This window comes from Bifidobacterium callitrichos DSM 23973 (genome assembly GCF_000741175.1).
In the GTDB taxonomy this organism is placed as follows: domain Bacteria; phylum Actinomycetota; class Actinomycetes; order Actinomycetales; family Bifidobacteriaceae; genus Bifidobacterium; species Bifidobacterium callitrichos.
In genome coordinates this window covers 31,772-57,200 of the sequence record NZ_JGYS01000013.1, presented here as the reverse complement: position 1 = coordinate 57,200, position 25,429 = coordinate 31,772, and the positions used below count along the sequence as shown (strand labels likewise).

14 protein-coding genes are annotated in these 25,429 nt (G+C 60.7%); 6 read left to right on the top strand and 8 right to left on the bottom strand.

All coding sequences use genetic code 11. From position 1 onward, the window contains the following. Positions 1-42 precede the first annotated feature (42 nt). The 3 genes from BCAL_RS07895 to BCAL_RS07885 all read left to right on the top strand — a co-directional run bounded on the left by BCAL_RS07895 (position 43) and on the right by BCAL_RS07885 (position 3,830). Complete coding sequence (locus BCAL_RS07895; protein ID WP_043165689.1) at positions 43-1,518, top strand: MATE family efflux transporter; 1,476 nt, start codon at positions 43-45, stop codon at positions 1,516-1,518. 81 nt (positions 1,519-1,599) lie between these two features. Beyond that, complete coding sequence (locus tag BCAL_RS07890) at positions 1,600-2,667, top strand: glycosyltransferase family 2 protein (protein WP_081887373.1); 1,068 nt, start codon at positions 1,600-1,602, stop codon at positions 2,665-2,667. Further along, a complete protein-coding gene (locus BCAL_RS07885) occupies positions 2,667-3,830 on the top strand; it encodes a glycosyltransferase (RefSeq protein WP_043165692.1) in 1,164 nt (387 codons plus the stop codon). The genes BCAL_RS07890 and BCAL_RS07885 overlap by 1 nt, the downstream gene beginning before the upstream one ends. Here BCAL_RS07885 and BCAL_RS07880 read toward each other — a convergent pair. Then, on the bottom strand, positions 3,805-5,364 hold the full coding sequence (locus BCAL_RS07880) for a hypothetical protein (protein WP_152600340.1): 1,560 nt from the start codon (positions 5,362-5,364) through the stop codon (positions 3,805-3,807). The genes BCAL_RS07885 and BCAL_RS07880 overlap by 26 nt on opposite strands. A gap of 132 nt (positions 5,365-5,496) precedes the next feature. Here BCAL_RS07880 and BCAL_RS07875 point away from each other — a divergent pair, with 132 nt between their 5' ends. Then, the gene (locus tag BCAL_RS07875) at positions 5,497-8,103 is read left to right on the top strand and encodes a hypothetical protein (protein ID WP_043165696.1); all 2,607 of its coding nucleotides are present in this window, start codon (positions 5,497-5,499) and stop codon (positions 8,101-8,103) included. A 109-nt stretch (positions 8,104-8,212) separates the two neighbouring features. Here the strand turns inward: BCAL_RS07875 and BCAL_RS07870 are convergent, their stop codons facing one another. The 6 genes from BCAL_RS07870 to rfbA all read right to left on the bottom strand — a co-directional run bounded on the left by BCAL_RS07870 (position 8,213) and on the right by rfbA (position 18,017). After that, positions 8,213-9,667, bottom strand: coding sequence for a sugar nucleotide-binding protein (locus tag BCAL_RS07870; RefSeq protein ID WP_043260068.1), 1,455 nt, complete (start codon positions 9,665-9,667; stop codon positions 8,213-8,215). Between the two features lie 6 nt (positions 9,668-9,673). After that, a complete protein-coding gene (gene rfbB, locus BCAL_RS07865) occupies positions 9,674-10,696 on the bottom strand; it encodes a dTDP-glucose 4,6-dehydratase (RefSeq protein ID WP_043260064.1) in 1,023 nt (340 codons plus the stop codon). A 93-nt stretch (positions 10,697-10,789) separates the two neighbouring features. After that, complete coding sequence (locus tag BCAL_RS12795; protein ID WP_081887372.1) at positions 10,790-14,890, bottom strand: glycosyltransferase family 2 protein; 4,101 nt, start codon at positions 14,888-14,890, stop codon at positions 10,790-10,792. Positions 14,891-14,913: 23 nt separating this feature from the next. Further along, the gene (locus BCAL_RS07855; protein WP_052119350.1) at positions 14,914-16,083 is read right to left on the bottom strand and encodes an ABC transporter ATP-binding protein; all 1,170 of its coding nucleotides are present in this window, start codon (positions 16,081-16,083) and stop codon (positions 14,914-14,916) included. Between the two features lie 79 nt (positions 16,084-16,162). Continuing rightward, entirely contained in the window at positions 16,163-16,987 is an 825-nt protein-coding gene (locus BCAL_RS07850) for an ABC transporter permease (protein WP_081887370.1), read from the bottom strand. Positions 16,988-17,123: 136 nt separating this feature from the next. Then, a complete protein-coding gene (rfbA, locus tag BCAL_RS07845) occupies positions 17,124-18,017 on the bottom strand; it encodes a glucose-1-phosphate thymidylyltransferase RfbA (RefSeq protein WP_043167776.1) in 894 nt (297 codons plus the stop codon). A 275-nt stretch (positions 18,018-18,292) separates the two neighbouring features. Between rfbA and BCAL_RS12290 the strand changes: the two genes are divergently transcribed. Both BCAL_RS12290 and BCAL_RS12285 read left to right on the top strand, forming a co-directional pair. Next, positions 18,293-19,630, top strand: a complete 1,338-nt coding sequence (locus BCAL_RS12290; protein WP_052119348.1) for a tyrosine-type recombinase/integrase — start codon at positions 18,293-18,295, stop codon at positions 19,628-19,630. A gap of 243 nt (positions 19,631-19,873) precedes the next feature. Next, on the top strand, positions 19,874-22,360 hold the full coding sequence (locus BCAL_RS12285; RefSeq protein WP_052401206.1) for an InlB B-repeat-containing protein: 2,487 nt from the start codon (positions 19,874-19,876) through the stop codon (positions 22,358-22,360). A 345-nt stretch (positions 22,361-22,705) separates the two neighbouring features. On the opposite strand, the gene BCAL_RS07830 is transcribed toward BCAL_RS12285, so the two are convergent. Next, the gene (locus BCAL_RS07830) at positions 22,706-25,153 is read right to left on the bottom strand and encodes an InlB B-repeat-containing protein (RefSeq protein ID WP_043260063.1); all 2,448 of its coding nucleotides are present in this window, start codon (positions 25,151-25,153) and stop codon (positions 22,706-22,708) included. Positions 25,154-25,429 lie beyond the last annotated feature (276 nt).

The following is a 25,429-nucleotide window of genomic DNA, read 5'->3' as shown; positions in this document are numbered from 1 at the left end:
CGTATCCGCGATACGCCACCATCACTCGTATTCGGAGGGCATATGCGCCGAGGTCTCCTGCTGAACCTGATCAGCAACATCGTGTTCTTCGTCAGCGGCTATGCGCTGCACTTCTTCCTTGGCAACACGATGCCGCCGGCCGCCTACGGTGTGGTTGGCACGATCATCACGGTCCTCGACTTCGAATACATGTTCGTCTCGAACGGCGCCCGACAGTCCGTTGCCAGCGAGATCTCCCGTCGCCGCTACGCGTTCCGCGACGTCGTCGGCAAGACGCTCGCCTTCCAGATGATCGTCGTCGCGTTCTTCTTCTGCGTGAACTTCCTCGGCGCGCCCCTGTTCGGCATCGTCCTCAACGACCGATCGCTGGACTTCTACTTCCGCGTCGCCGCGTTCCTCGTCGTCGTCAACGGCCTGCAGACCGTCCTGCTCGGCGTCAACGACGGACTGCAGAGATTTGGCACGAGCGCGCTGCTGAGCACGTTCTACCCGATCGCCAAACTTGGCGTGATCCCACTCATCATCTTCGTGTTCCGCAGCGACCCGGTCATCGGCGTCGAAATCGGTTTCCTGCTCGCCGTGGTCCTGACGATCCTCCTCGGCTGCGTGCTGCTGTTCGCACGGCGCGGGGAGCTGCGGGAACTGCAAGCGTTCGACGGCGACCGACGGACGCCGGAGCGCATCCCGTTCCGCTACGTCGCCACGCACACGCTGAGCTTCTCGTTCTTCTTCATCATGGTCTCGCTCGTGCTGAGCGTCGACACCCTGATCGTCAAAGCGGTCGTCGAACCCGCGTCGATGGCCGGTTACTACACCGGTGCGATGAACTTCGGCAAAATCGCCTACTACCTCTTGCAGGCGTTCTCCACGATCATCCTGCCCGTGGTCGCGAAACTGGTGGGGGAGGGGCGGCGCAGCGAGGCCGTCTCGCGCACCGCGGACCTGCTGCTCGTGGCGTTCGTGTTCATCCTGCCGATCTGCGCGGTCGTCTCGGCGAGCAGCGCCGACCTGCTGGCTGCCTTCTACGGCCCCTCGTTCGACGTGGCCTCGACGGCATTGTCATGCCTCGCGTTCTCGAACTTTTTCATGGGGATCACGGTGATCCTCAACATGGTGCTGAACTCGTTCGGCTCCAGCCGGTTCTCCGACGTGCTATCCATCGTGTCGCTCGTGGTCGTGATCCCCGTGTTCATCATCGCCGCGAGGGCGTTCGGCATCACCGGCATCGCCGTCGCCAGCGTGACCTGCACGGGCCTCGCGATGCTGGTCACGTTCCTGCGCGTGCGGCAGAAGGTCGGCCGCGTGATGCTGCGTCGCACGTGGATCGTGCTCGGGGCGAATGTGGTCTTGTGGCTGGTCGTGCGACTTGGATTCTCTTATTTCGGCGGCATCATCGGAATTCGACCTAATCTGCTTCTGCTCGCCGTCCTGTATGCGCTCATCTACATCGTGTATCTGGCGGTGCTGTTCTTGGCGAAAGTCATTACGGTAAAGCAGCTCAAGGCATTGGGAAGGTAATCCCGTCGTGTTGGTGCCGACGGCTATGATGAACGGCGTTGAAGAATTGTAGAGCTCTAACCATGGCAGGTGCCTGACCTTATGCGTCTTTTCATACAGATTCCATGCCTGAACGAGGAGAAGACCCTTCCTCTGGTGTTGAAGGACATGCCGACCAGCATTCCGGGCATCGATGACATCCAACTGCTCATCATCGATGATGGCTGCTCGGACAATACCGTCGCCGTAGCCAAGTCCCTGGGCGTCAAGCACGTGGTGCATCATGCCAAGCCGATGGGCCTGGCGCGCGCGTTCCGTGACGGCGTCGACTACGCGCTCAAGCATGGCGCCGACATCGTGGTGAACACGGACGGCGACAACCAGTATCCAAGTGCATCCATCGCGGATCTGGTCCAACCCATCGTCAGGCATGAGGCTGAGATCGTGGTCGGTGATCGTCAGACCTCGAAGATCAAGGAGTTCTCGGCGTTCAAGAAGCTCATGCAGCACTTCGGCTCATGGGTGGTGAACAAGGCCGCCGGAACGCACATCCCCGATGCCGCCAGTGGATTCCGCGCCTACTCGAAGAAGTCGCTGATCCAGCTCAATATCGTCACCGAGTTCAGCTACTGCATGGAGACGATCATCCAAGCGGGCAACAAGCGGATCGCCATCACCAGCATCCCCATCACCACGAATCCGAAGACGCGTGAGTCGCGCCTGTTCTCGAACATCTTCGAGCATATGGCGAAGTCCGGCGGCGCGATCATTCGCAGCTTCCTCATGTTCAAGTCGAACGTGATCTTCAAGTGGGCGACGATCGTTTTCGGTATCCTTGGTCTGATTCCGTTCGTGCGATATCTCGTGTTCTTCTTCTCCGGGGATTCAGCCGGGCATATTCAGTCGATGCTCGCCGGTGTGGCTCTGATCATGCTTTCCGCATTCTGTCTGGCGTTGCAGATCATCTCCGAAGTGTTGCGCATCCAGCGCAAACTCGTCGAGGACGAGTTGGAACGCACCAAGGAGATCACCTACTGCCGTGAAAGCCAGCGGATGTGGGCGCAGCAGGACGAGTGGGGCGGCTACAGCGGCATGTCCACGGGATTGACGGACTACGTGTCACAGCTTGGAACGTCCACCACCGCGAAGGAAGGTAAGGACGCCAAGTAGTGACGACGCAGCAGTCTGTTCGTAAGCCGCGTGTACTCGCGTTCGGCACGTATAACGTGCGCAAGCATCCCCGCGTGGGCATTCTGATCGACGGTCTGCGCGCCAACGGGTGCGAGGTGACCGAGATCAACCATCCTCTGGAGCTGTCGACGGCGCAGCGCGTGGAGATCCTTAGAAAGCCATGGAAGTTGTTCGGCTTCGCATGGGATCTGCTCGGTCTGTGGCGTGCCCTACGCCGCGACGCGCGCGCGTGGATGCGCCGCCACGGTCGCCCGGACGCGGTGCTCGTGGGGTACATGGGGCATTTCGACGTGCTGCTCGCCCGTCGTCTGTTCCGCGGGATTCCGATCATCCTCGATCACATGATCTTCGCGGGAGATACCGCCAAGGACCGCGGCGCGCACGGACTCAGGGTGCGACTGCTCAATCGTCTCGACCGCATGGCGATCAACTCGGCCACGCTGACCGTACTCGATACGCAGGAGCATCAGCTCATGTGCCGTCCGGGAGACCAGACCATGGTCATTCCGGTGGGAGCGCCTGCCGAATGGTATGCTGCCGGCTCCGCTGAGACGGCACGGGTTGCCGCGGGCGAAACCGCACGGACGAACGACATCGTGTTCTACGGGCTGTACACGCCGTTGCAGGGCGTGCCGGTCATCGCGAAGGCCGCCCGCGAGCTGTCCAAGCGCGGGCTGACCCCGCATTTCACGCTCATCGGCAAGGGTCAGGACTACGCCAAGGTGCGTACGATCACGCACGGACTCGACAACGTGGAGTTCCGCGAATGGGTGGAGCCCGAAGACCTGCCGGCGCTGGTGTCCTCGCACGCGATCTCGCTCGGCATCTTCTCGACCACATCCAAGGGACTGCACGTGGTACCGAACAAGGTGTATCAGTCGATGGCGGCCGGGTGCGCGGTCATCACCTCGGATACCGCGCCGCAGAGACGCATGCTCGGAGACGGGGTCGTGTATGTGAAGCCCGGGGATCCGGTGGCACTGGCGGATGCCATCGAACAACTGATGAGCAACCGGACGGTGCTACTTAGAGCGCAACGTGCAGCCAGCACAGCGGCGCAACGATTCACCAGCGCGAGGATCACCCAGCAGTTGGCAACGTGGATTCGTTGGACTGCTACTCAGACTCAGAACGCCCAGTAGACGGCCAAGAGCACAGGCAGACGGTAATAACTGCAAGTAATACGCCGATCACAGAGACTGCGAGCGCCGACCATGCTCCCGCCTGCATCACCGTGCCGGCATGTTCCATCGCTCCGCCTACGGCAAACGGCCATTTCAGTTTCGCTTCGAGCAGCAGAGCCGCGAGTTTCAGCGCAAGCCATATGACGATGACACTGTTCATCATCCAATGCGGCAGAAGGAACGCCGGTTCGGTGAATCCCACGGCGATGACGATGGCGAATACGATGGAGATCAGACTGAAGTACACGGCGTTATCGCTGCCGCCTTGCATGTAGAACAGCAACTGCTGGAACACTGTGCCGCCGAATGCGAGTATCAGCATGAGTGCAATCAATGTTGCCGGCCGTCCCGTATCATCGGTCGGACGTTGTTCCCGCCATTGACGGATCACCCAAACGATCAGGACGATGAACCCGATCAGCATCGGGATGATGGTGAGCAGCAGGACGAACGCCCATCCGTAGCCGGTATTGGTGACTGCGGAATTCTGGTACTGGGACATCGTGCTCTTGTAGAAATGCGGGTCCAGCAGGGACGCGATGAATGATTTATGCGTGTCGCGCTGCAGATGTGTGCGTGACCATTCCGGCTGGGATCCGGTGAAGTTGCCGGATAGCGCGTGCAATCGCAGGTAGAACCAGGCCGACGACAGCACGGCGGCGAGTCCTGGCAGCAAACAGAGCACGAGGATGTTGCGGATGCGGACGCTGATGTTTCCTGTACGCCCGGAAAGCCCGGTACGGCCGGCGTGCCCCATCCAGCATGCGGCAAGGAAGACGATCAGCAGACACAGTCCCATGATCGGGACGGTCGACAGTCGGGTCAACGGCGCAAGGATGACGATCAGCCACCATGCGACGATTGTCCGCAGTGTGCCGGGCTGCGATTGGCGTTCCGGCAGAGACATCGTTCGGACAAGTTTCGCGCTCATGCCGATGAGCAGCGTCACCCACAGGCTTGCCAACGTGTAGTTGAACACGACCGAGGGCAGGCAGCGGTTCGCCGCCACGATGACGGGGACGAGGCAGACCACCATGTTCTCGTGCCCGATGACCCATTTCGCCGTCCAACGTGATGCGACGATCAACAGCACACCCATCACCCACACGAGGATGCGCATCGCCCAGATGCCGCGTATCGGATGGTGGAGGGTGTCGAACAGCAGGAACACCGGCACTTCGAGCGCGTAGAACAGTGGCGGATGCTGATACCGCCACTGCACATCGTATGGGTAGGTGAGATTGAGCGGGTTGAACTCCGCTCCCCCGAAAAACGTGGGCAGATGTCCTTGCGTGAGCTGGTAGACATAGTCGATCTCCAGCGTCTCGTCAAAGCTGAAGAACGGCGGCCACGCGATGTTCTGCCAGAGGTCGCCGGCGCTGTAGACCAGCAGGGCCGCGATCAGCAGCAGCGCCCCTGCTCTGCTCATGCGATCCATGCGGCGGGGTGCCGTGTTCTGCTGGTTTCTGCTGTGCCTGCCACCTGTGTTCACGCAGGCGATTATACAATCCGGCCGGTCTCCCGCAGGTCTCCTCCAATCACGTCTCCTACAATGAAGTGCAGTATCCATCGATCCGCCGGAAGTTCGCCTATGAAACACGCATTGGACAGGTCCGCTGCCCTCATGTCCGCACATCGTCTGATAGCCACGACCATCGTCTTTCTCCTGATCGCCTTCGCGGTCGGAATCGGACGTTTTCCGGCGATCAATGTGCAGTATTCGGCGCGATTCGGCGATTCGATCAATCCGTCCGATCAGGTGTCGTTCGTGTTCGACGACAATCCCGGATACCCGAGTTCAGCCACCCAACGCGCGTTTCCGATCAATGGCGACGCCTCGATCACTGTGGATTCGTTGAATCTCGATTCCCGTACGCTGCGGATCGAGGCCCCTGGCAACGCCAAGCTCACGCAGCTGGATGCAAGTGTCGTTGCGAATGGGAAGACGCTGTATCCCATTGCGACGGTGTCCGGCGTCTCGATCACCAGCGGCCCATCTACCGGTTCCGCGGTGGAACGAAGTTTCTCTGTCTCGCCGCAGGCACTGGAGCGGCTGCAGCGCGTGTCCTCGTTCCGATCGGAGATCAAGCCGGCATTACTGATCGCGATCGCCGTACTGTATCTGATCGTGATCTGCCGGATGGGCGTGCTGCGAACCATGGATCGCAGGTATTTCGCACTGGGCACCGTGGTGATGCTGCTCATCGGCGGTTTCCTCGCGAACGTGTGGATGGTCAAGAAGCCGATCGTCTACCACTACTCCTACGCCTTCACACAGCCGGTCAACATCGATGGCGATTCGCCGTATCGGTACGACCAGTCGTTCGTAGCACAGCAGTCCGATCTGCGGTCCATCCGACTGCCGCTGTCGTTCACGTTGTCCATTGATCCGATGGATACCGGCAATCCGAACTACGACAAGCTGTACGTGGACTCGCATGAATATCGCAACCAGTACGCCGTCACGGTGACGAACACAACCACCGGGCAACAGTTGTATTCAGGACTGATCACCCCCGATCTTCTGGATGAGGACACCGCAGACGCTGAAATCCCGCTGCACGCCGATAATGTTGCCGGGCAGACGTTTACGGTCAGCATCAGCAAGCTCGACCGGCATCCCGCCACAGTGCAGCTGCAGGGGGCCTCGCTATCCCAGCCCACTAATTCGCTGCCCGCAGGCGCCGCGCTGGGCTCTGAACAGTCGCCTGTTCATTCCGCACAGCCCTTCACCTATCTCAATCTGTCGATCGGATACCGCGGGTATCCGTATCAGATGGTCATCACGCTGATCGTGCTCGGATTGCTACTGGTGGTGCTGGGTAACATACTGATCGGCAGATATGGCAGTCGCACGGCGGCAGCGGTGATGTGCGTGTTCGATTACGTGGCACTGTCCGCATACGCGTTCTTCCAGTTCGGCCTGTATACCCGTTACCTTCAAGGCTTCCCCGATGAGGAAGCGCACCTGTCATACATCGCGTATCTCAAGCAGCACGGCGGTCTGATCCCTGATTTCGCCGATATGCAGGTGTACGCGCGAACCAGCGCCAACAGTCTGGATCTTTCGCAGCTCACCGAATTCAACCGTCTGGGGCATCCTCCGCTGTTCTACCAGATCGAACGGTTCCTCGGTGGCATGACCATTGTTGGCAGTACGGCCACGTTCGACGTCGTACGGATGGAGTTCATCTCGTTCCTGATCGGATTCCTTGGCATTGCGTTGACGTTCTATCTCGGGTTCACGCGTATCCGTAAGATCCCGGTACTGCATCTGCTGTTCGGATTGATGATCATCAGTCCGCCGAATCTGCTGTTCACGATGAGCGGTGTTTCCAACGATTCGATGACCATGCTCGCCGTTTCCGTGTTCGTACTCGGCATCGTGCGGTTCTTCGAACGCAGATACGATGTGTGGACGTATCTCATCATTGCGAGTGGCGTCACGCTATCGTTCCTGAGCAAACTGACCGCGGCGATGATCGTCGGACTCATTGCGGTGGGTGTGGTGGCGTACACCGTGTGCGTGGAACGTAACGTGAAACCATTCGTACGCCCGTCGTTCCTTGGCACGTTGCCGATATACCTTATTCCGCTGGGGTATTTCGGTTATATGATCGCCAGATTCCATACGCTGCAGCCGAGTTTCCAGAAATACGACTTCTCCGGATATGTGAAGTCGAATTTCTACGTCGATGCCGAACATCGTCTTTCGTACGGCGTCTGGGAATATGTGAACTACTACATCCAGCACTTCCTGGACACCTGGCAGGCGTTGGCCGGTACGATAGGCGTTCCAAAGCCGGAGGCACCGCTCTATTCACTCGATCGAGTGGCCGTTATGGCGATACTGGCAGTCCCGTTGCTGGCGTTCCTGATGCGGCGATCACGGCACCGCGATTACTTCATCATCGCCGAAACAGGCATCCTGATCACCGCACTGTACCAGTGGTATTCGGCGTTCAATGGCTTTTACACGAACGGATATGCGGGTGCGTTCTCCAGCCGTTACTATCTCTGTGCCGTATCCATCTTCTCGCTGGCGATCATCTGGATGATTTGCCACACATCCTCTCGTACCACGGATGCGGAATCCACGACAGCCATTCCGCTCACGCGATTGGGCATGGCGATCTGTCTCATTGCCATCATCCTGCTGGCCTTTGATGGTTTCATCGACTCCTTCCTCTACCACGCGGATGGAGTCGCAGGCTTCACCGGACAGCTATGACCGGACAGCTATGAGTAGATACGTGGAGGGGATGGTCGTATTCCTGCGACCATCCCCTCCACTTGTTATTCAGTGATCGATTCGCTGATTGCGATTACTCGTTCACCTGTCACTTGTTGAGTTCGCGGGCGATGTACTCCTTGAGGCTGGTTTCCCAGTCGGCGGGCGTATAGCCGGCCTGTTCGATCTTGCTCAGGTCAAGGGCGGAGTGCACCGGCCTCGGACTTACGGGGTTCTTCGCGTTGGCGAAGTACTCGGCGGTGGTGATCGGCTGGACCCTGTCGCCGTTGCCGTTCGTCTGCTCGAACACCGCCGCGGCGATCTCGGCCCAGTTCCTGACCGCACCGCTTCCGGTGAGGTTGTACGTGCCGTACGGGGCGTGCGTGTCGAGCAGGTGGAAGATCGCCTCGGCCATGTCCTTCGTGAACGTCAGACGACCGAACTGGTCATCCACCACGGTCACGTGATCCAACGCATCCGCCGGGTCGGCCACGCGGTTCGACAACATCATCATGGTCTTGACGAAGTTGTGGCCCTCGCCGATCACCCAGCTCGAACGCAGGATGTAATGCTCCGGCGCGTTCGCCACCGCGATGTCGCCCGCGGCCTTGGTCTGCCCGTACACGCCGAGCGGCGCGAACGCCTCCGACTCCGTATGCTCCTCGCGCGTCCCGTCGAACACATAGTCCGAGCTGATGTGCACCAGCGTGATGTGATGCTCCGCGGCCACACGCGCCAGCAGGGCCGGGCCGGCCGCGTTCGCCTTCCACGCGACCGGGCGGCCCTCCGCGGTCTCGGCCCTGTCCACGGCCGTATACGCGCCCGCGTTGATGATCGTCCCGTACAGGCTCCAGTCGAACCGGTCGTAGGCCGTCGGATCGGAGAAGTCGAACGTGTCGATGTCCGTGTACTCGAAGCCCTCCAAGTGGTGCGCCTCGGCGTAGGCGCGGATCGCGTGTCCCAGCTGCCCGTTGCAGCCCGTCACCAGCGTGCGCTTCGGCGCCATCGGCTTCGCATCCTTAAGCATCGGGTGATGCAGGTCCGCTTCGCTGCGCTCGCTCTCCGACAGGGGGATCGGCCACTGGATGTTGAGCGTCGGGTCGGCGAGGTTCACGAACGTGTACGTCTTCTTCTGCTCCAACGACCAGTGCGCGTTCACCAGATACGTGTACACCGTCCCATCCTGCAAAGCCTGGAAGCTGTTGCCCACGCCACGCGGCACGTAGATCGCACGCGACGGATCCAACCGCGTCGTGTACACCTGACCGAACGAATCGCCCGGACGCAGGTCCACCCACGCGCCGAAGATCTCACCGGCCGCGATGCTGATGTACTTGTCCCACGGCTCCGCGTGGATGCCACGCGTCACGCCCTTGGTGGCGTTATAGCTGATGTTGTTCTGCACCGGACCGAAATCCGGCAGGCCGAGCGCGGTCATCTTCGCACGCTGCCAGTTCTCCTTGAACCAGCCACGATTATCCCCGTGCACCGGCAGATCAAACACCAACAGGCCCGGAATATTCGTCTCCGTAACCCTCAATTCCTTCTCAAACTCAAAACCCATGATCACTCACTGTCCCTGCTGCTTGTACTTGGCTTCGGTGGCGGCCTTGGCGGGCTCCCACCAGGCGCGGTTGTCCGTGTACCACTGGATCGTCTGCTCGAGGCCCTTCTGGAAGTCCGTGTGCACGGGCTGCCAGCCGAGCTCGGTGCGCAGCTTCGTCGAGTCGATCGCGTACCGGCGATCGTGGCCCGGACGGTCCTTGACCCAGTCGAAGTCGTCCGGATCCTTGCCCATGACGGTCAGGATGTCGCGCAGCACGGTCAGGTTGTTCTTCTCGCCGTTCGCGCCGATCAGATACGTCTCGCCGATACGACCCTTCGTCAGGATCGTCCACACGCCCGTGGAGTGGTCGTCCGTGTGGATCCAGTCACGCACGTTCGACCCGTTGCCGTACAGCTTCGGCCTAAGGCCGTCGAGGATGTTCGTGATCTGACGCGGGATGAACTTCTCCACATGCTGGTACGGGCCGTAGTTGTTCGAGCAGTTCGAGATCGTCGCGCGGATCCCGAACGTGCGATGCCACGCGCGCACCAGCAGGTCCGAACTCGCCTTCGTCGACGAATACGGGCTCGACGGATGATACGGGGTCTCCTCGGTGAACTTCGCCGGATCGTCCAGCGCGAGATCGCCGTACACCTCGTCCGTGCTCACGTGATGATAGCGGATCCCGTACTTGCGCACGGCCTCCAACAGGCGGAACGTGCCCTCCACGTTCGTCTTGAGGAACGGCTCGGGGTTCGCGATGCTGTTGTCGTTGTGCGACTCGGCCGCGTAGTGCACGATCGCGTCATGACCCGGCACCAGCTTGTCGAGCAGCTCCGCGTCGCAGATGTTCCCGTGCACGAACTCCACACGATCACCCAGGATCGCGCGGATGTTCTCCAGATTGCCCGCGTACGTGAGCGCGTCCAGGACAGTGACGTGCACGTCCGGGTGGTTGTTGTACACGTAGTGCACGAAGTTCGAACCGATGAACCCGCAGCCACCGGTCACAATGATGTTATGAGGAGTAAACACTTCTTCAGACATGGTTCCATCGTACCCGCCGGCGGGAACACCAAATGACGGTGGCCCCTCTCATGTGAGAGGGGCCACCGTATATCGAAATGACATGGCAGAGTGTCAGACCTTGCGTACCCAGTAGTTGCCGGACGTGCGGGACAGGTTCGGGTTGTAGTACGGGTCGTTGTCGATCAGCGCACCGTACTTCTTGCGCATCTTCTCGGCCTCACGATCGAGACGCTGCTTCTTCTTCTGGCTCTTGACGTCGTACCCACGAGTGACGGACTCGTAGTGGTACAGCTCCACCTCGTGGGCCCAGACGTTGTCACGTCCCAACTCGCGACCGATGCGCAGACACAGGTCGACGTCGTTGTATGCAACGGCGAGATTCTCGTCGAAGCCGTTGACCGCACGGAAGTCGTCGGCCTTTACCATGCAGCAGGCCGCGGTCACACCGGAGTAGTTGACGTTCTCGATGAGTCGGCCGAAGTACCCCAAGTAGGTGCGCGGGAATCCAACCTGGATATGGCCGGCGACACCACCCAAGCCAAGCACGATACCGGCATGCTGAATGGTTTCAGTCGGGTAGTACAGCTTCGCGCCGACGACACCGATACGGTCCAGCTGCGCGAAGGACACCATGCGGGTCATCCACGTGGGGCTGATGACCTCGGTATCGTCGTTGAGGAACAGCAGGTACTTGCCCTTGGCTTTTTCGGCGGCGAGGTTGTTGATACGCGAGAAGTTGAACGGGATGTCGATCTCCTCAACGTGGAAACGATCGCCCAGCTGCTGTTCGTATCGCTTGTACAGGTCGAACATGTGCGGGTTGGTGCTGCCGTTATCCGCGATGATGATCTCGTAGTTCTTGTATTCCGTCTTCTCGATGATCGAACTGACGCATCGTTCGATGTTGTCGTACCCGTTCTTGGTGGGGATGATGACGGACACCAGAGCGGGGTCGGCGATCGCATAGTGCACGTTGTAGATGCCGTTGGGGCCTGCCGAAACGACTTCGGCATCAATGCCCCGACGATCCATGGCGGACTGCAGAGCCTTCAGACCGGCGTCGGACGCGTAGCTCTTCGCGCCCGCACCGGATGCAGTGGACGTGGCCAGCGTACGCCAGTGGTACAGCACCTTGGCGATGTGGCGGATTCGCGAGGGCTCAGTCTTCTCGACGAAGCGCAGGACGAGATCGTAGTCCTGAGAGCCCTCGTATCCGACTCGGAAGCCTCCGATCTCATCGACGATGGACTTGCGGTACACGCCGAAATGGCTGATGTAATTGGTGCTCAGCAGCAGATCAGGCGAGTAGTCCGGCTTGAAGTGCGGATCGGAACGGTTGCCGTTCTCATCCTCCTTGTCCTCGTCGCTGTAGATGAGGTCGGTTTCGGGATGCTCGTTGAGCGTCTTGACGACTTCGAACAACGCCTGAGGCGCGAGTTCATCATCGTTGTCGAGCAGACCGACGAATTCGCCGTTCGCGATGGACAGTGCGGAGTTGGTGGCACGGGAGATGTGTCCGTTCTTGTCGCGGAAGACCAAGCGGATACGGGAGTCGCGCTTGGCGATCTCCTCCAGCTTCGGCCTGACTCGCGCATCGGTAGAACAGTCGTCCGCCAGGCACAGTTCCCACTTGTCATAGAACTGGCTGGTGACGGAGTCGACGCACTTCTCCAGCCACTGCGGGTCAACGTTGTAGACAGGAACCAGCAGCGAAATCAGCGGCTTGTAGTCGAAGGAGCTGATCTGCTTGCGCACCTCAGCCGGATCGTACTGTTCGGTGCGCTTGATGAGGTTCTGATACGCCCGCTTCTGCCAACGAGGAGACCAGTACTTCTCGATCAGACGCTTGCCGGTGGAGCGGGGATGCCTGAGCAGTGCGACCTTGTGGAAGAAGGACGCCAAGCCGGCCATCACCGGGGAGGTCTGCACGTAGAGTTTGGCCTCCTTGCGGTCAGTGGGGGTGGTGAACACCAGCGCCAGCCCCTTGGCGGCACGTCGAGACTGACCGTTCAGAACGATTTCGGCCTTGAAGCCAAGCACCGAATCGCCCGGGACCGGGTTCTCGGTGTTCACATCCAGACGAACGATACGTTCGACCTTGCGCAACATGGCGTTCGGAGTCTCACTCAGGGTGATGTCCACTTCGTCGTTGTTGTGCAGGTCGGCGGCCCAGCCGGTGACCAGAATCGTCTTACCGCCGTTGCGGGTTTCCACGCGGTCGATCGAGTACTTGATGCCCTCCTGCTTGGTGTAATCGTCGGGGAAGCAGGCCGAGGCGAACGGGTCGGACAGGTTTCGGCGGGAATTGATGTACTTCACCGCATCGGCGGCATCGATGGTCAGGTGCTCGTGCTTGAGATCGGTGAAAACCGAATACGGCTGCCACAGAGTGGCACGGCCCGACTGTTCATAGACGCGCACGCAGTAGTCGATGCCGCGCAGTCCCGTCTCGAGCCGGCCGTTGAAACCGCCCAGATCGACGAACTCCTTGCGCGGAACCAGCATGCAGTCCTCGGTGACGGCGAACATGTCCCTCGGCAGCAGGTCACGGAAGTAGTAGCCGATACCCTCATCCCAGGCACCGCGCATTTCAAAGGGCTTGCCACTCTTGAGCGCACGCAGGGTCACGCCCACGTTGACGACGCGCTGACGCGAGTCGAAGATCTTGCCGCCGACCACGCCGATGCGGGAGTCGTGCGAATAGTTCACCATCTCCCTGAGCCACTGGTCGTTCTGCGGCATGAGACCATCGAGGAACATGACGAAGTCCTCGTCCGCACCGCGCGCCGCCTGATCGGCGTCACCGCGATCCGCGATCCGGATGAATCGGACGGACGGGTAATTGGTCGTGTCCTTCAGCTGCCGGAACTGCGCCTCGTCATAGCCGGATGCGATGACGGCGACGGACGGCAGGTCGAACGTGTAGTCGATCTTGTACGTACCGAGGTTCTCGGTCATACGAATGGAACCCTTAATGCCACGACGCTGCAGCGCGTCCTCGATCGCGGCCTGTCCGGCTCGGTAGGCGTACATCTTGCTGCGCGGGTCACCGGCGACGGAGCTGGCAAGCGTACGCCAGTGGTACAGCATCTGGGGAATGTGATGCACCTTGTGCGCCTGCTCGGTGGCACGCAGTACGAAGTCATAGTCCTGGCTGCCGTCGTATTCGCTGCGCAGCGGGCCGACAGTATCGAGCAGCTGCTTAGAGACCACCACGAAGTGGGTGATGTAGTTGTGGCCGAGCAGCAGATCCGGAGACCAGTCCGGCTTGAAGAACGGGTCAAAGCGTGTGCCGTCCTCGTGGATCTTGTCCTCATCCGTGTAGATGAAATCGATGTCGGCATCGTCGTTGAGCGCTTTGACGACTTCGAACAGCGCCTGCGGAGCGAGCTCGTCATCATTGTCCATGAATCCGACGTAATCACCGGTGGCCAGTTCGATGGCGGAGTTGGTGGCCTTGGAGATACGGCCGTTCTCGGTGCGGAACGTCACCTTGATGCGGGGATCCTGTTTGGCGAGCTCCGTGAGCAGGGGCTTGATGTGTGCGGCGGGCGAATGATCGTCGGCCAGGCACAACTCCCAGTTGTCGTACCACTGATTCTGCACGGATTCGACGAACTTGCGCAGCCAGACCTCGTCGACGTTGTAGACCGGGGTGACGATGGAGATCAGCGGCTTGCGCTGGAACGAGGCGATCTGCGAGACGGCCTTGTCCTTGGTCATCGTCTCATTGTTGGCGATCCAACGCTCGTAGAAGCTCTGCTTCTTGACGAATCGACGCTTCACCGCACCGAACAGCGCCTTGGCGCCCTGCTTCGTCCACGCGTGGGAGACGTAGAACCACATCTGGCTCATGCGCTTGCGCTGGTACTCCGCGTGCAGCTCCCTTCTGACGCGGTTGATATCGACCTTCTTCGCGATGGTGCCGCCGGGGGTCTCGCATCCCATGATGAACACGTGATCCTTTACGGGAAGCACAACGGTGAATCCGGACTGCTCTTGCGGGCCCAGACCGAACACCGGCGTCACATCCGGCCTCACCTGACGGGTGATACGGCCATTGCGCGCCTTGATGGACAGATCCAATGCACGGGTGCGCAGCTTGTCCACGGCCCAGCCGGTCACCACGACGCGTTTGTCCGCGCCGATTACCGTCTCCTCGACCGTCTCGATGGATACCTGATATGAGCGATTGCCCAATACGGTGTACATAATGACGTCCTCTCTCAGCGCTTTCAGCTAATGGAAACGGCGACCGCTTCCTGCGGATTGACAACCGACATAACCGGCATGGCCGTGCCTTTGATATGGAATCGCAGAGCGTTCTCACGGATCATGATGCGATCCGAATCATTCTGCAACGCGCAGTTGATTCGATAGTCGCCGAACGCCAGCACGTTCCTGATGTGCAGGGAGACCTCATGCTTCCCCGCGGAGATGGTCGTGCGATCATCGTCCGCAAGCGGAACGGACAACACGGGAACGTTACGACCATCATAGATGTCGACGAACAGGTTCTTGGCCTGCAGCTCCCTATCACAGTCGATATCCAGAACAAGGTCGAAGTCCTCGCTTTCGGCGAGGAACTTCTGCTTGTCACCGTTCACCAGCAATCGCATATCGTCCAATACGACGATCTCACGCTTCTTTTCGGTCTCCTCCTCCTTGACCTCCTGCTTGGGCGGCAGGAAAGAGTCGGAGTAGGCGTCGGCGATCGCATCAGGATCGCCGATCTTGGAGATGCGGCCGTCCTGAATGAACATCGCACGATCGCAGTAGCGACGAACGTCCGGCATGGAGTGCGTGACCAGGATGACGGTCTTCTTCTGGCGCTTCGCCTCGAAGAAGTAGTCCTGACACTTCTTCTGGAACGCCTCGTCACCGACGGCAAGCACCTCGTCGAGGACGAGGATATCGCCCTGCGACTTGATGGCCACGGAGAACGCAAGACGGACCTGCATGCCGGACGAGTAGTTCTTGAGCTTCTGCTCCATGAAGTCACCGAGCTCAGCGAATTCGACGATGTCATCGTACATGGAGTCGATTTCCTCATTGGTGAAGCCAAGCATCGCGCCGTTGAGGTAGACGTTCTCTCGGCCGGTCAGTTCGGGGTTGAAACCAACGCCGAGCTCGATGAAGGGCACCAGTTTGCCGTCCACCTCGATCGTGCCGGAATCCGGGGTGTAGATCTGGGAGATCAGCTTGAGCAGGGTGGATTTGCCCGAACCATTCTTGCCCACGATGCCGAAGAACTCGCCTTTGGCGATATCGAAGGAGATGTCCTTGAGCACGTGCTGCACACGGTAGCCACGGATGCCACGGATCCAATTGAAGATGGTGTTCTTCAGGCTTCCGGCACGTTCCGTGGGCAGTCGGAAGCTTTTCGACACTCCCCTGACCTTCAGCGCGAGACCGGTGGGATTCGCAGTCGTGGTCTGCTCTGTCTGCGGTTTGGTTTCGACGTTGTTGTTATTGTTCACGATCTCACACCAACTCTGCGAAATGCTTGGACTTGACGGTGAAGTAGTGGAATCCGCCGAAGAAGATCAGGAGGCTGAACACCACCGGCCACAAGGCGTACGGGAACTTCACCCACTCCCAGATGGTGGGGTTCGCCGTGGAGATCATCACATGACGGGCGTCCTGGACGATCTGCGCCATCGGGTTGAGCGCCAGATCAAGCTTGGCGAACAACGGACCCCATACGCCGGCTCTGCTGGAGATCATGCTGATCGGGTAGATGATCGGAGTGCCGTAGAAACCGGCCTGCATGACGACCTCCCAGATCGGGTTGAGATCGCGCAGGTTCACATACACGGCAGCGAGGAAGAATGCCACGCCCAGTGCGAGCAGATACTCCTCGATCAGGATCGGGATGATGAGCAGCCATGACGGTGATGGCATGACCCCGTTGAGCATACAGAACAGGATCACCACGATGAAGTTGAAGCCGAAGTTGATCAGGGCGCTCATCGAGGAGGCGATGACGACGATATGCTTCTGGAAGTAGATCTTCCGCAGCAGATCGCCGTGCCCCACGATGGACATCATGCCGCCCGTGGTCGTCTCGTTGAAGAAGTTCCACATGATGATGCCGAGCAGCAGTGCCACCGCGAAGTGGGGCACATCGGCGCCGAACTTCAGAAAACGGATGAACACCACATACATGATGGCGAACAGCATCAGAGGTTTCAGCACGGACCAGACGTAGCCGAGCACCGACTGCTGGTAGCGCAACTTGAAATCGGTGCTGACCATCGCCTTGAGCAACAGCCTGTTCTTCTTGGTGAAGATTTCCTTAATAATCAACTAGGGCTCCTCGCGTCATAAACGCGTCAATACTACTCCCACCCTTGAGAAGGCGTCCTGACAATACTTGTAACGGAAGCGCCTTCTCAAGGCATTCATCCCCGGATCAGGGAGCTCGATGCAGCGGCGCGGGGGCTCACGCGTCCTTGGGCTTGGCGATGATCCTATCCTCGGCGACGTCCTTCAGATGCTTGCCATACGGCGACTTACCGTATTTGACAGCCGCCTCCATGAGCTCGTCGCGGGTGATCCAATCGTTCTCGTAGGCGATCTCCTCGGCCACAGCGATCGGCAGGCCCTGCGCACGCTGCACGGTACGCACGAACTCGCCCGCCTCATACAGGGAATCCATGGTGCCGGTGTCCAGCCACGCGTAGCCACGACCCAGAGTCTGCACGTTGAGCGTGCCATCTTCGAGATACATCTTGTTGAGGTCGGTGATCTCCAGTTCGCCACGCGCGGAGGGCTTGACCTGCTTGGCGAATTCGGTGACCCGCTCGTCGTAGAAGTACAGACCGGTCACCGCATAGTTGCTCGCAGGATGCTCCGGCTTCTCGACGATGCTGATGGCCTTCTTGTTCTTGTCGAATTCGACCACGCCGTACCGTTCGGGATCGTCCACATAGTAGCCGAACACGGTGGCTCCGTGTTTGACGGCGGCTGCCTTGCGCAAAGTCCTGCCCAGACCGTTGCCATAGAAGATGTTGTCGCCGAGAACCAGCGCGCACGGCTCCCCCGCGATGAACTCCTCGCCGAGGATGAACGCCTGCGCCAGACCGTCCGGACTCGGCTGCACCTTGTAGCTGAACTGGACGCCGTACTGGGAGCCGTCGCCGAGCAGCTTTTCGAAATTCGGCAGATCCTTCGGCGTGGAGATGATGAGGATGTCACGGATACCGGCCATCATGAGCACGCTCAGCGGGTAGTAGATCATCGGCTTGTCGTATACGGGCAGCAGCTGCTTCGACGTGACCGTTGTCAGCGGGTACAGCCTCGTGCCCGAACCACCGGCGAGAATTATGCCTTTCATAACATCCTTTTCCCGACTTCCGGCCGATGGCCGGAACCTCGTTTCCTCAATGTTCTCTTGCGATTTTCCGGATAACGGAATCCATAGTAGCGGCCGGCCCGCCGCCGGTCGAACGTAGCCGCACGTCTCTTCATACAACGTTCATGCTTCGATTGCGCATCGACTTGCACCGAGAGCACACCGGGCAACGCATCAAACCTTCGGAAGGTATTCCATGACATTTCGCCAAGCTCCCACGACCTGCTCAGGGCCTATCGAAGGCCTACTGTGAATGAATGGCAAGGGTATGGATTGATGATCTCTGGCTGAAACACGACAACGGCGTCCCGCCGTCCTCCACCGCGAAGCGTTCGCTTGCCGCGGTGAGCGATCCGATGACCGCGCAGGTTCCGGAGCGATGGCGCTCCTCCCGTTACGGCAAGGGTAAGCGATGGCGATGCCGCTGGTACACGATCGAAGGCGAGAATCGCCGGCAGCATTCGAAATCGTTCGCCAAACTCGCCGACGCGGAGGCGTTCCAGGCCGGCATGGAGGACGACGTGCGTCGCGGACGATACGCAGATCCGAACGACGCGCGCAAACCGTTCGGCGACATCGCCGACATGTGGCTGCGATCGAAGAACCACGTGAGTGAAGGCGTGCGCGCCCGCTACGAGTGCGAGCTGCGCGTGTACGTGAAACCGCGCTGGGAGAACACGCCGATCGGGTCGATCACCATCGACGACGTGGCGCGCTGGGTGAGCGACCTGACGACGGGCGACTACCCGGTGAGCCTGTCGTCCACGGAACGCAAGGCGAAGCCGCTGGCACCGAGGTCGGTCAAGAGCATCGTCAAAGTGGTGTTCGCCGGGGTGCTGGATTACGCGGTGAAGTCGCGGTATCTGATGAGCAATCCGGCGCGAGACGTGGAGATACCGAAATCCGAGTATCGCGATCTGATCTTCCTCGACATCCACGAGATCGAGGCGCTGGCCGATGCGGCGGCAAGCGTGGGCAGGCCCGTGGACGGGCTGATCATCCGGTTCCAAAGCTATGTGGGCACGCGCATCAACGAGTCGTTCGCATTGCAGGTGGGCGATCTGGATCTGGAACATCGCAAGGCCCGCATCCGGCGCACGTGGAAGAACAGTGCGAAGGCGCAGCGGCTGGGGCCGCCGAAGTCGGGCAAGCCGCGCACGGTGGCGATCCCGAAGTTCCTCATCAAGCCGTTGAAAGAGCAGATCAAGGGGCAGCCGGAGACCGCGTACGTGTTCCGTGCGATGCGCGGCGGGCACATCAACGATCACAACTGGCGGCGCAAGGTGTGGCACAAGGCCGTGGAACTGGCGAAACTGGGCGACGTGCAGGGGCTTACCCCGCACAGTCTGCGGCATTCGTACGCGGCGATCGCGATCAAGGCCGGAGCGGACGTGAAGATCCTGCAACGCCAGATGGGTCACGCCTCGGCGAGCCTGACCCTGGACGTGTACGGGTTCCTGTTCCCCGAGAGGCTGGAACAGGTGGCGGACGCCGTGGACATGGAGCGGGATGCCGTGCTCAACGGTGGAAAGCGAGGCAGGGCGCGGGGAGGAACGCGGTCCGGAACGCAGGCCGGAGCACGGTCTGGAACGTAGTGAAACGGCTCGTCGGTATCGTGTCTGGGTCGTGTCCGGAACGGGCCCAGACACGATCGGACGAGGTGAATCGATTTCCGCGGTTGGGACGTTGCGGAACCCGCGAGCGCCGTCGCGGTCGTGTCCAACCGTGTCTGCGATGTGCCGTTGCGGAGTCCCTGTGTTCGCGACCCCTTATGACAGAAGCCTTTTCGACCGCCGTTACCCGGGAAACCCATAGCCCTAAAAGAAAGGTTCCTGAAGATGACAGGAAATACTAGCAAGTGGCGCGCGCCGCTCGCCGGCCTGGCCTCGATCGCGATGCTCGCGACCATGGGCGTCGCCGCCAGCACTGCCAACGCTTATCCGCTGGTGAACGACGATGACGTTCACGGCACTTACGCGTTCCGCGTGGCCCTTTACACCGCTGACGCTCCGTACAAGGCGTTCAACTACAGCGGTGCCCAGTACAAGTACGGTGACACGTTCGATCTGCGTTCTGTGGCCGATCCGTACTCCTCCGTTGAGCCGTACAACTCCGCGACCGATGGCAAGATCCTGACCGGTTACACGTACGATCTGGCCGGCACCCGTCCGGCGAAGGACCTGATCGCGGTCAAGGGCGACACGAACCTGTACGCCCAGTACGCCAAGGCCTACACCGTGACCTTCGACACCAACGCGAACGGCAAGGCCGACTCCTCCGACAAGAAGATCGAGGTCAAGGCCGGTTCTCCGATCGATGCCGCCGCCTACGCCAAGTCCGGTGCCGAGGCCGCCGCGGAGACCGCGAAGGTCTCCGGCGATGTGTTCGCCGGCTGGAAGCAGTCCAAGGCCGATGACGTGGACGATCTGTTCACGAACCAGGCCGTGAACTCCAACCTCACCCTGTACCCGGTGTACGAGCGCTACTCCGCTCCTGAGGATGAGCAGAACGTGTCCGTGGTGGACTTCCACGAGAACGGCACGACCAACACGCAGCGCTTCTACACACTGGCGAACAAGGCGTTCCCGGAGTTCCGTGCCCCGCAGGGCCTCAAGCAGGACCAGTGGCAGGCCCCGCTCGGCACCGCGTACGACTTCAACGCGACCGTTGCCAACGGCAACGAGGATTACGGCAAGGCCGATCTGACTGTCAACGGCGTGAAGTTCTCCTCCAGCAACGCCTGGACCGTGAAGTACGACTTCGACGGCGCGAACGCGACGCTCGACAACGGCACGACCACCGCCCACGGCACCACGGCCTACCAGTACGTGGCCGAGGGTACCCAGGCCCCGCAGCCGTCCGATCCGGCCAAGAAGAACGCCCAGTTCACCGGCTGGTTCAGCGGCACCACCAAGGTCGACTTCTCCAAGAACGTCGAGGACCTGCCGGGCGCTGATGCGTCCACCCGTACGGTGACCGTGAAGGCCGGCTGGGATACCGAGAACATCGTCCCGGTCGTGTTCTACTTCGGCTACAACCGCACCGAGCCGGTCCACCCGTGGGACAACTTCACGTTCCCGGTCACCACCGCTGACGCGAACGGCAAGGTCCTGTCCAAGACCGGCAAGGCCATCGACTACGTGACTGCCGGCACCGCCCTGACCGCTCCGGCCAACCTCGAGCAGCACTTCCAGACCGCTGCCAACGTGGCCCACGGTGACTGGACCGACCAGTCCGTGACCGCTTGGCTCGCCGTGAACGATGACGCTCCGATCGCGTCCGTCCCGGCCGGCGCCGCGGGCATCGAGGTCTACGCGAAGTGGTCCTCCGCCCTCGCCGTCAAGCTGAACGCCAACGGTGGTACCTTCAAGAACAACACCGGCTACGCCTACGCGACCATCGCCGACGGCCAGCAGCTGCAGAACGTCGTCGAAACCCCGACCCGTGATGGCTACAACTTCATCAACTGGGTCAGCTCCGTCGATAAGAGCCTGCACGCCAACCTCTCCGACAACCACTGGTACGACGCCACCGGCGCCCAGCGCGCCCCGATCAAGGATGGCGATGAGCTGGTTGCTCAGTGGCAGCAGTCCGGTTCGCAGTCCGTTGACGCGGCCCTGACCGCGTACCCGCTGGTCAGCGCCCTGCCGACCGACGAGTTCGGCGTGACCGTCCCGTCCTTCAAGAACAAGACCGCGGACTACGCGCTGTTCGACAAGTACGGCTTCACCGAGGCCTCCTGGAAGGCGTACGTGGACACCGTCTACACCCTGAAGGACGACTACGAGGCCTACCGCGACGCCAAGGGTCAGGCCAAGAAGGACGCCGCCGAGAAGCTTGCTGCCAAGCTGCAGGCTGCTCAGAAGAGCCTGGTGAAGTCCGATTCCGCCGTCGTGCCGGCTGGCAGGGTGGCTGTGTATCGTGCGTTCAACCCGAACGAGACGCGTGGCGGTTCGCACCTGTACACGACCAGCGAGGCCGAGTACAACGCGGTCGTGCGTGCCGGCTGGAAGGGCGAGGGCGTGCAGTTCCAGACCACGAGCAGCAAGAGCGCGTCCCCGGTGTACCGTCTGTACAATCCGAACGATGGCTCGCACTTCTACACGCTGAGCGAGGTGGAGTACAAGCACACGGTCAAGGCGGGCTGGAAGTACGAGGGCATCGGCTGGTACGTGGCCAAGGACGCGTCCAATGACGTGCTGCGTATCTACAACCCGAACTCGGGCGAGCACGTGTTCACCCTGAGCAAGGCCGAGGTCAACAACGCGGTCAAGGCCGGCTGGAACGACGAGGGCGTGGGCTTCAAGGCCTACCCCGCCAAGTGAACGCCAAGCCTGTAGACTGACCCGCTCCCGGGATTCCTCCCAGAATCCCTGAGCATAAGCGAGGGCCCCGCAACCGGAACAATCCGGCTGCGGGGCCCTTCCGCATATTCGTTGCCGTTCCTCCACGAACACGTTCCCCCACGTGGGATGCGCCGTATGCGGGAACACCGGCGGATCCATGCGGGGGCCGGCATGATCCCGCCCTGAAGGACACGCGAGCATACGAAGAGAGAGGGGTTCCTCCCATCCGGAACAAGTCCGGTTGGGAGGAACCCCTCAATTCGTCTAGGCACGGGCGGGGATGTCAGACCCTAGTCGGATCGTCCTCACCCCCGCCGGGGAAGGTCACTTGATGACGTTCCAGGCGATGCCCTCGTCGTTCCAGCCCGCCTTGACCGCGGCCTTCGCCTCACCGGCACCGGTCGTGTACGCGTGCTCGCCCGAGTTCGGGTTGTAGATGCGGTACAGCGGCACCTTCGAACCATCGGACACGCGGAACGCGATGCCCTCGTCCTTCCAGCCTGCCTTCACCGCATGATCCAGCTCCACCTTCGACAGCGTGTAGAAGTGACCGCCGTCGTTCGGGTTGTACGCACGGTACACCGGCTTGCCATCCGACGTGGTCACGAAGCTCACGCCCTCCGCACGCCAGCCCTTGCGCACCAGGCTGTTGTACTCCACCACCGAAGCCGTGTAATGGTGCGAACCAGCATCACGCGCATTCGGGTTGAACAAGCGGTACACGGTCGTCGTACCAGCCGGAGCCTTATCATCAACCAGCTTGCCCTGAGCGGTGGCGAGCTTCGCGGCGAGCTTGTTGCCCGCATCGATCTTCGCCTGACCGGAGAGCTTGGAGTACGCGTCGTACTCGTCCTGGAGAGCGTAGACGGTGTCGACGTAGGTCTTCCAGGAGGCGTCGGTCTTCGCGTACTTCTCGGCCAGCTTGTAGTCGGCCTTGATGTTCTTGAAGTCCGGCTTCCAGTCGGGCTCAACGGCGCCGATGAGCGGCCACGCGCTCAGGGCCGCGGCGTTGTCAAGCTGCTCGCTCGGGGTCCACTTGGCGATAAGCTCGTCGTTCTCGCCGATCTTGGTACCGTCGGCGTAGATGCCGTCGTACAGGTTGGCCTTGTTGCCGGGGACGTTGACGTCGTTCTTGTACCAGCCGGCGAAATCGAAGCCGGAGCGGGTCGGGGTGACGACGACATCCTGCCACTTCTGGCCATCGGTCTTGGTGGCGTAGGCGTACAGCTCACCGTTGGAGAACTGTCCGCCGTTGCCGTTGAGCTTGACCGCAGCGGCACCGTCCCACAGGGCGTACACGGAGGTCTTGGCCTTCACAGTGCTGATCGGAGCGCCATCCTTGGTCGAGACCCACGCGGACACGGTGCGGGACGTGTAGGTGTTGTGAGCCTGATCGGCCTGAGTCTGGAAGTAGTCCTCCACACCGGTCGGGGCGTTGATCTTGCTGTCACCGGTCACGAAGTCGACCGCGACGCCCGTGTGCTTCTTGATGTTCTTGAGGTCGAAGCTCGGGTTGTTCCAGCCGGCAACGTAGTAGCCGTAGTAGTAGGTGACCTGCTTGATGTTGTCCTGGTCCCAGCCGGCGTGAACGGTCAGCGTGCGGGTGGACGGATCGGCACCCGGGATGTTCTGCACCGGAGTGTTGAAGTCGACCTTCGCGTTGTTCTTGTCGTACCAGCCGGTGAACTCAGCGTTCCAGTAGGCCGGATCGTTCGGCTCGACGATGGTGGAGCCCTCGGCCACGTTCACCTGAGCGCCGTTGCCGGCATTGCCGTCAACGTCATCGACCGTGTACTTCGCGCCGTAGACGCTGCCGTACTTGAAGTCGTAGGTCACGGTCCAGTTCTTGTCGCCATAGTCGCCGAAGCCATACAGGGTCAAATCAGCGGCGCCGAAGTCGACGTTGCTGTTCGCGACGTTCGCGGTGAAGTCGTACGCGGAGGAGTTGTCCTTCGCGGCGCTCCACTGCTTGACGCCGGCAAGATACTTAGTCGTCGTATCAGTGGAGGTGGAGGCGGGGGCGCGGAACGCCGGGAACGGGTGACCGGTCAGCGTGTAGCGCGTGTAGTCAGCGGTGGAGTCGCTCACATGGAACACGACCACGGCCACGTTCTCCTGATCCTGCGTTCCGGAGTACTTCTCGTACACCGGGTACAGGATCGTGTCGGACGTGATGGGCTGGGTCGTGTAGAAGTCGTTGGCATCCGCGGCCTTGGACAGCTTCCAACCCACGAACTTCGTGTTAGTCGGCTTCGCAGCGTCCGCTGCAGCCTCGGCACCGGAGGCGGCATAGGTCTCGGCATCCAGAGCAGAGCCGGACTTGACCTCGACCGTCTTGGCTCCCGGGACATTGAACTTGACCGTATTCGCGGTGGCGTACTGGGCGTACAGCTTGGTGTCGCCCTTGATGGCGATCTTGCCGTCAGCGACCTTGTTGTTGCCGGCCTTGTCGTAGGAATAGCCGGTCAGCACCTTGTGGTCATTCGCATCCTTGTACACGTCACGAGTGATATCGTCCAGCTGGAACGTGTCACCGTACTTGTAGCTGCCGAAGGTGTAGGTACTGCCGAGATCGGCGTAGGGCTGATCGGCACGGTACACCTTCACCGAGTACGTCGCGGCTGCGGTCGGATCCGCAAGCGTGTCCACGACGGGATCCGAAACCGGAGTCGCGGCGTTGGCGGTCGTCGCGGCGACGCCCATGGTCGCGAGCATCGCGATCGAGGCCAGGCCGGCGAGCGGCGCGCGCCACTTGCTAGTATTTCCTGTCATCTTCAGGAACCTTTCTTTTAGGGACGCCGGGAACACGGGTATGGAATCAACTCGCGTGTGATCCGATGTCGGCTCGGGTGTTGCCGATCGGCCATGTTCCATGCCTGTCGGCAGTCGCGTATCCGCGTCGTTGCGACGCGCTGGAAACGGATGGAACCCACGCCATGACAGAGGGCTTCGGGGAAATCGATCACTGGACGGCGCACACGGGCCGATCCGAAGACTCCGTCCCGGATGCGCGAGAATGTGGCGGTTCAACACGGAAGGATGAATGCC

What these genes read in the sequence shown, in the direction of transcription:
- BCAL_RS07895 (WP_043165689.1), top strand. Translation starts at nt 43, where the DNA reads ATGCGCCGAGGTCTCCTGCTGAACCTGATCAGCAACATCGTGTTCTTC.
- BCAL_RS07890 (WP_081887373.1), top strand. Translation starts at nt 1,600, where the DNA reads ATGCGTCTTTTCATACAGATTCCATGCCTGAACGAGGAGAAGACCCTT.
- BCAL_RS07875 (WP_043165696.1), top strand. Translation starts at nt 5,497, where the DNA reads ATGTCCGCACATCGTCTGATAGCCACGACCATCGTCTTTCTCCTGATC.
- BCAL_RS07870 (WP_043260068.1), bottom strand. Translation starts at nt 9,667, where the DNA reads ATGGGTTTTGAGTTTGAGAAGGAATTGAGGGTTACGGAGACGAATATT.
- rfbB (WP_043260064.1), bottom strand. Translation starts at nt 10,696, where the DNA reads ATGTCTGAAGAAGTGTTTACTCCTCATAACATCATTGTGACCGGTGGC.
- BCAL_RS12795 (WP_081887372.1), bottom strand. Translation starts at nt 14,890, where the DNA reads ATGTACACCGTATTGGGCAATCGCTCATATCAGGTATCCATCGAGACG.
- rfbA (WP_043167776.1), bottom strand. Translation starts at nt 18,017, where the DNA reads ATGAAAGGCATAATTCTCGCCGGTGGTTCGGGCACGAGGCTGTACCCG.
- BCAL_RS12290 (WP_052119348.1), top strand. Translation starts at nt 18,293, where the DNA reads ATGGCAAGGGTATGGATTGATGATCTCTGGCTGAAACACGACAACGGC.
- BCAL_RS12285 (WP_052401206.1), top strand. Translation starts at nt 19,874, where the DNA reads ATGACAGGAAATACTAGCAAGTGGCGCGCGCCGCTCGCCGGCCTGGCC.
- BCAL_RS07830 (WP_043260063.1), bottom strand. Translation starts at nt 25,153, where the DNA reads ATGACAGGAAATACTAGCAAGTGGCGCGCGCCGCTCGCCGGCCTGGCC.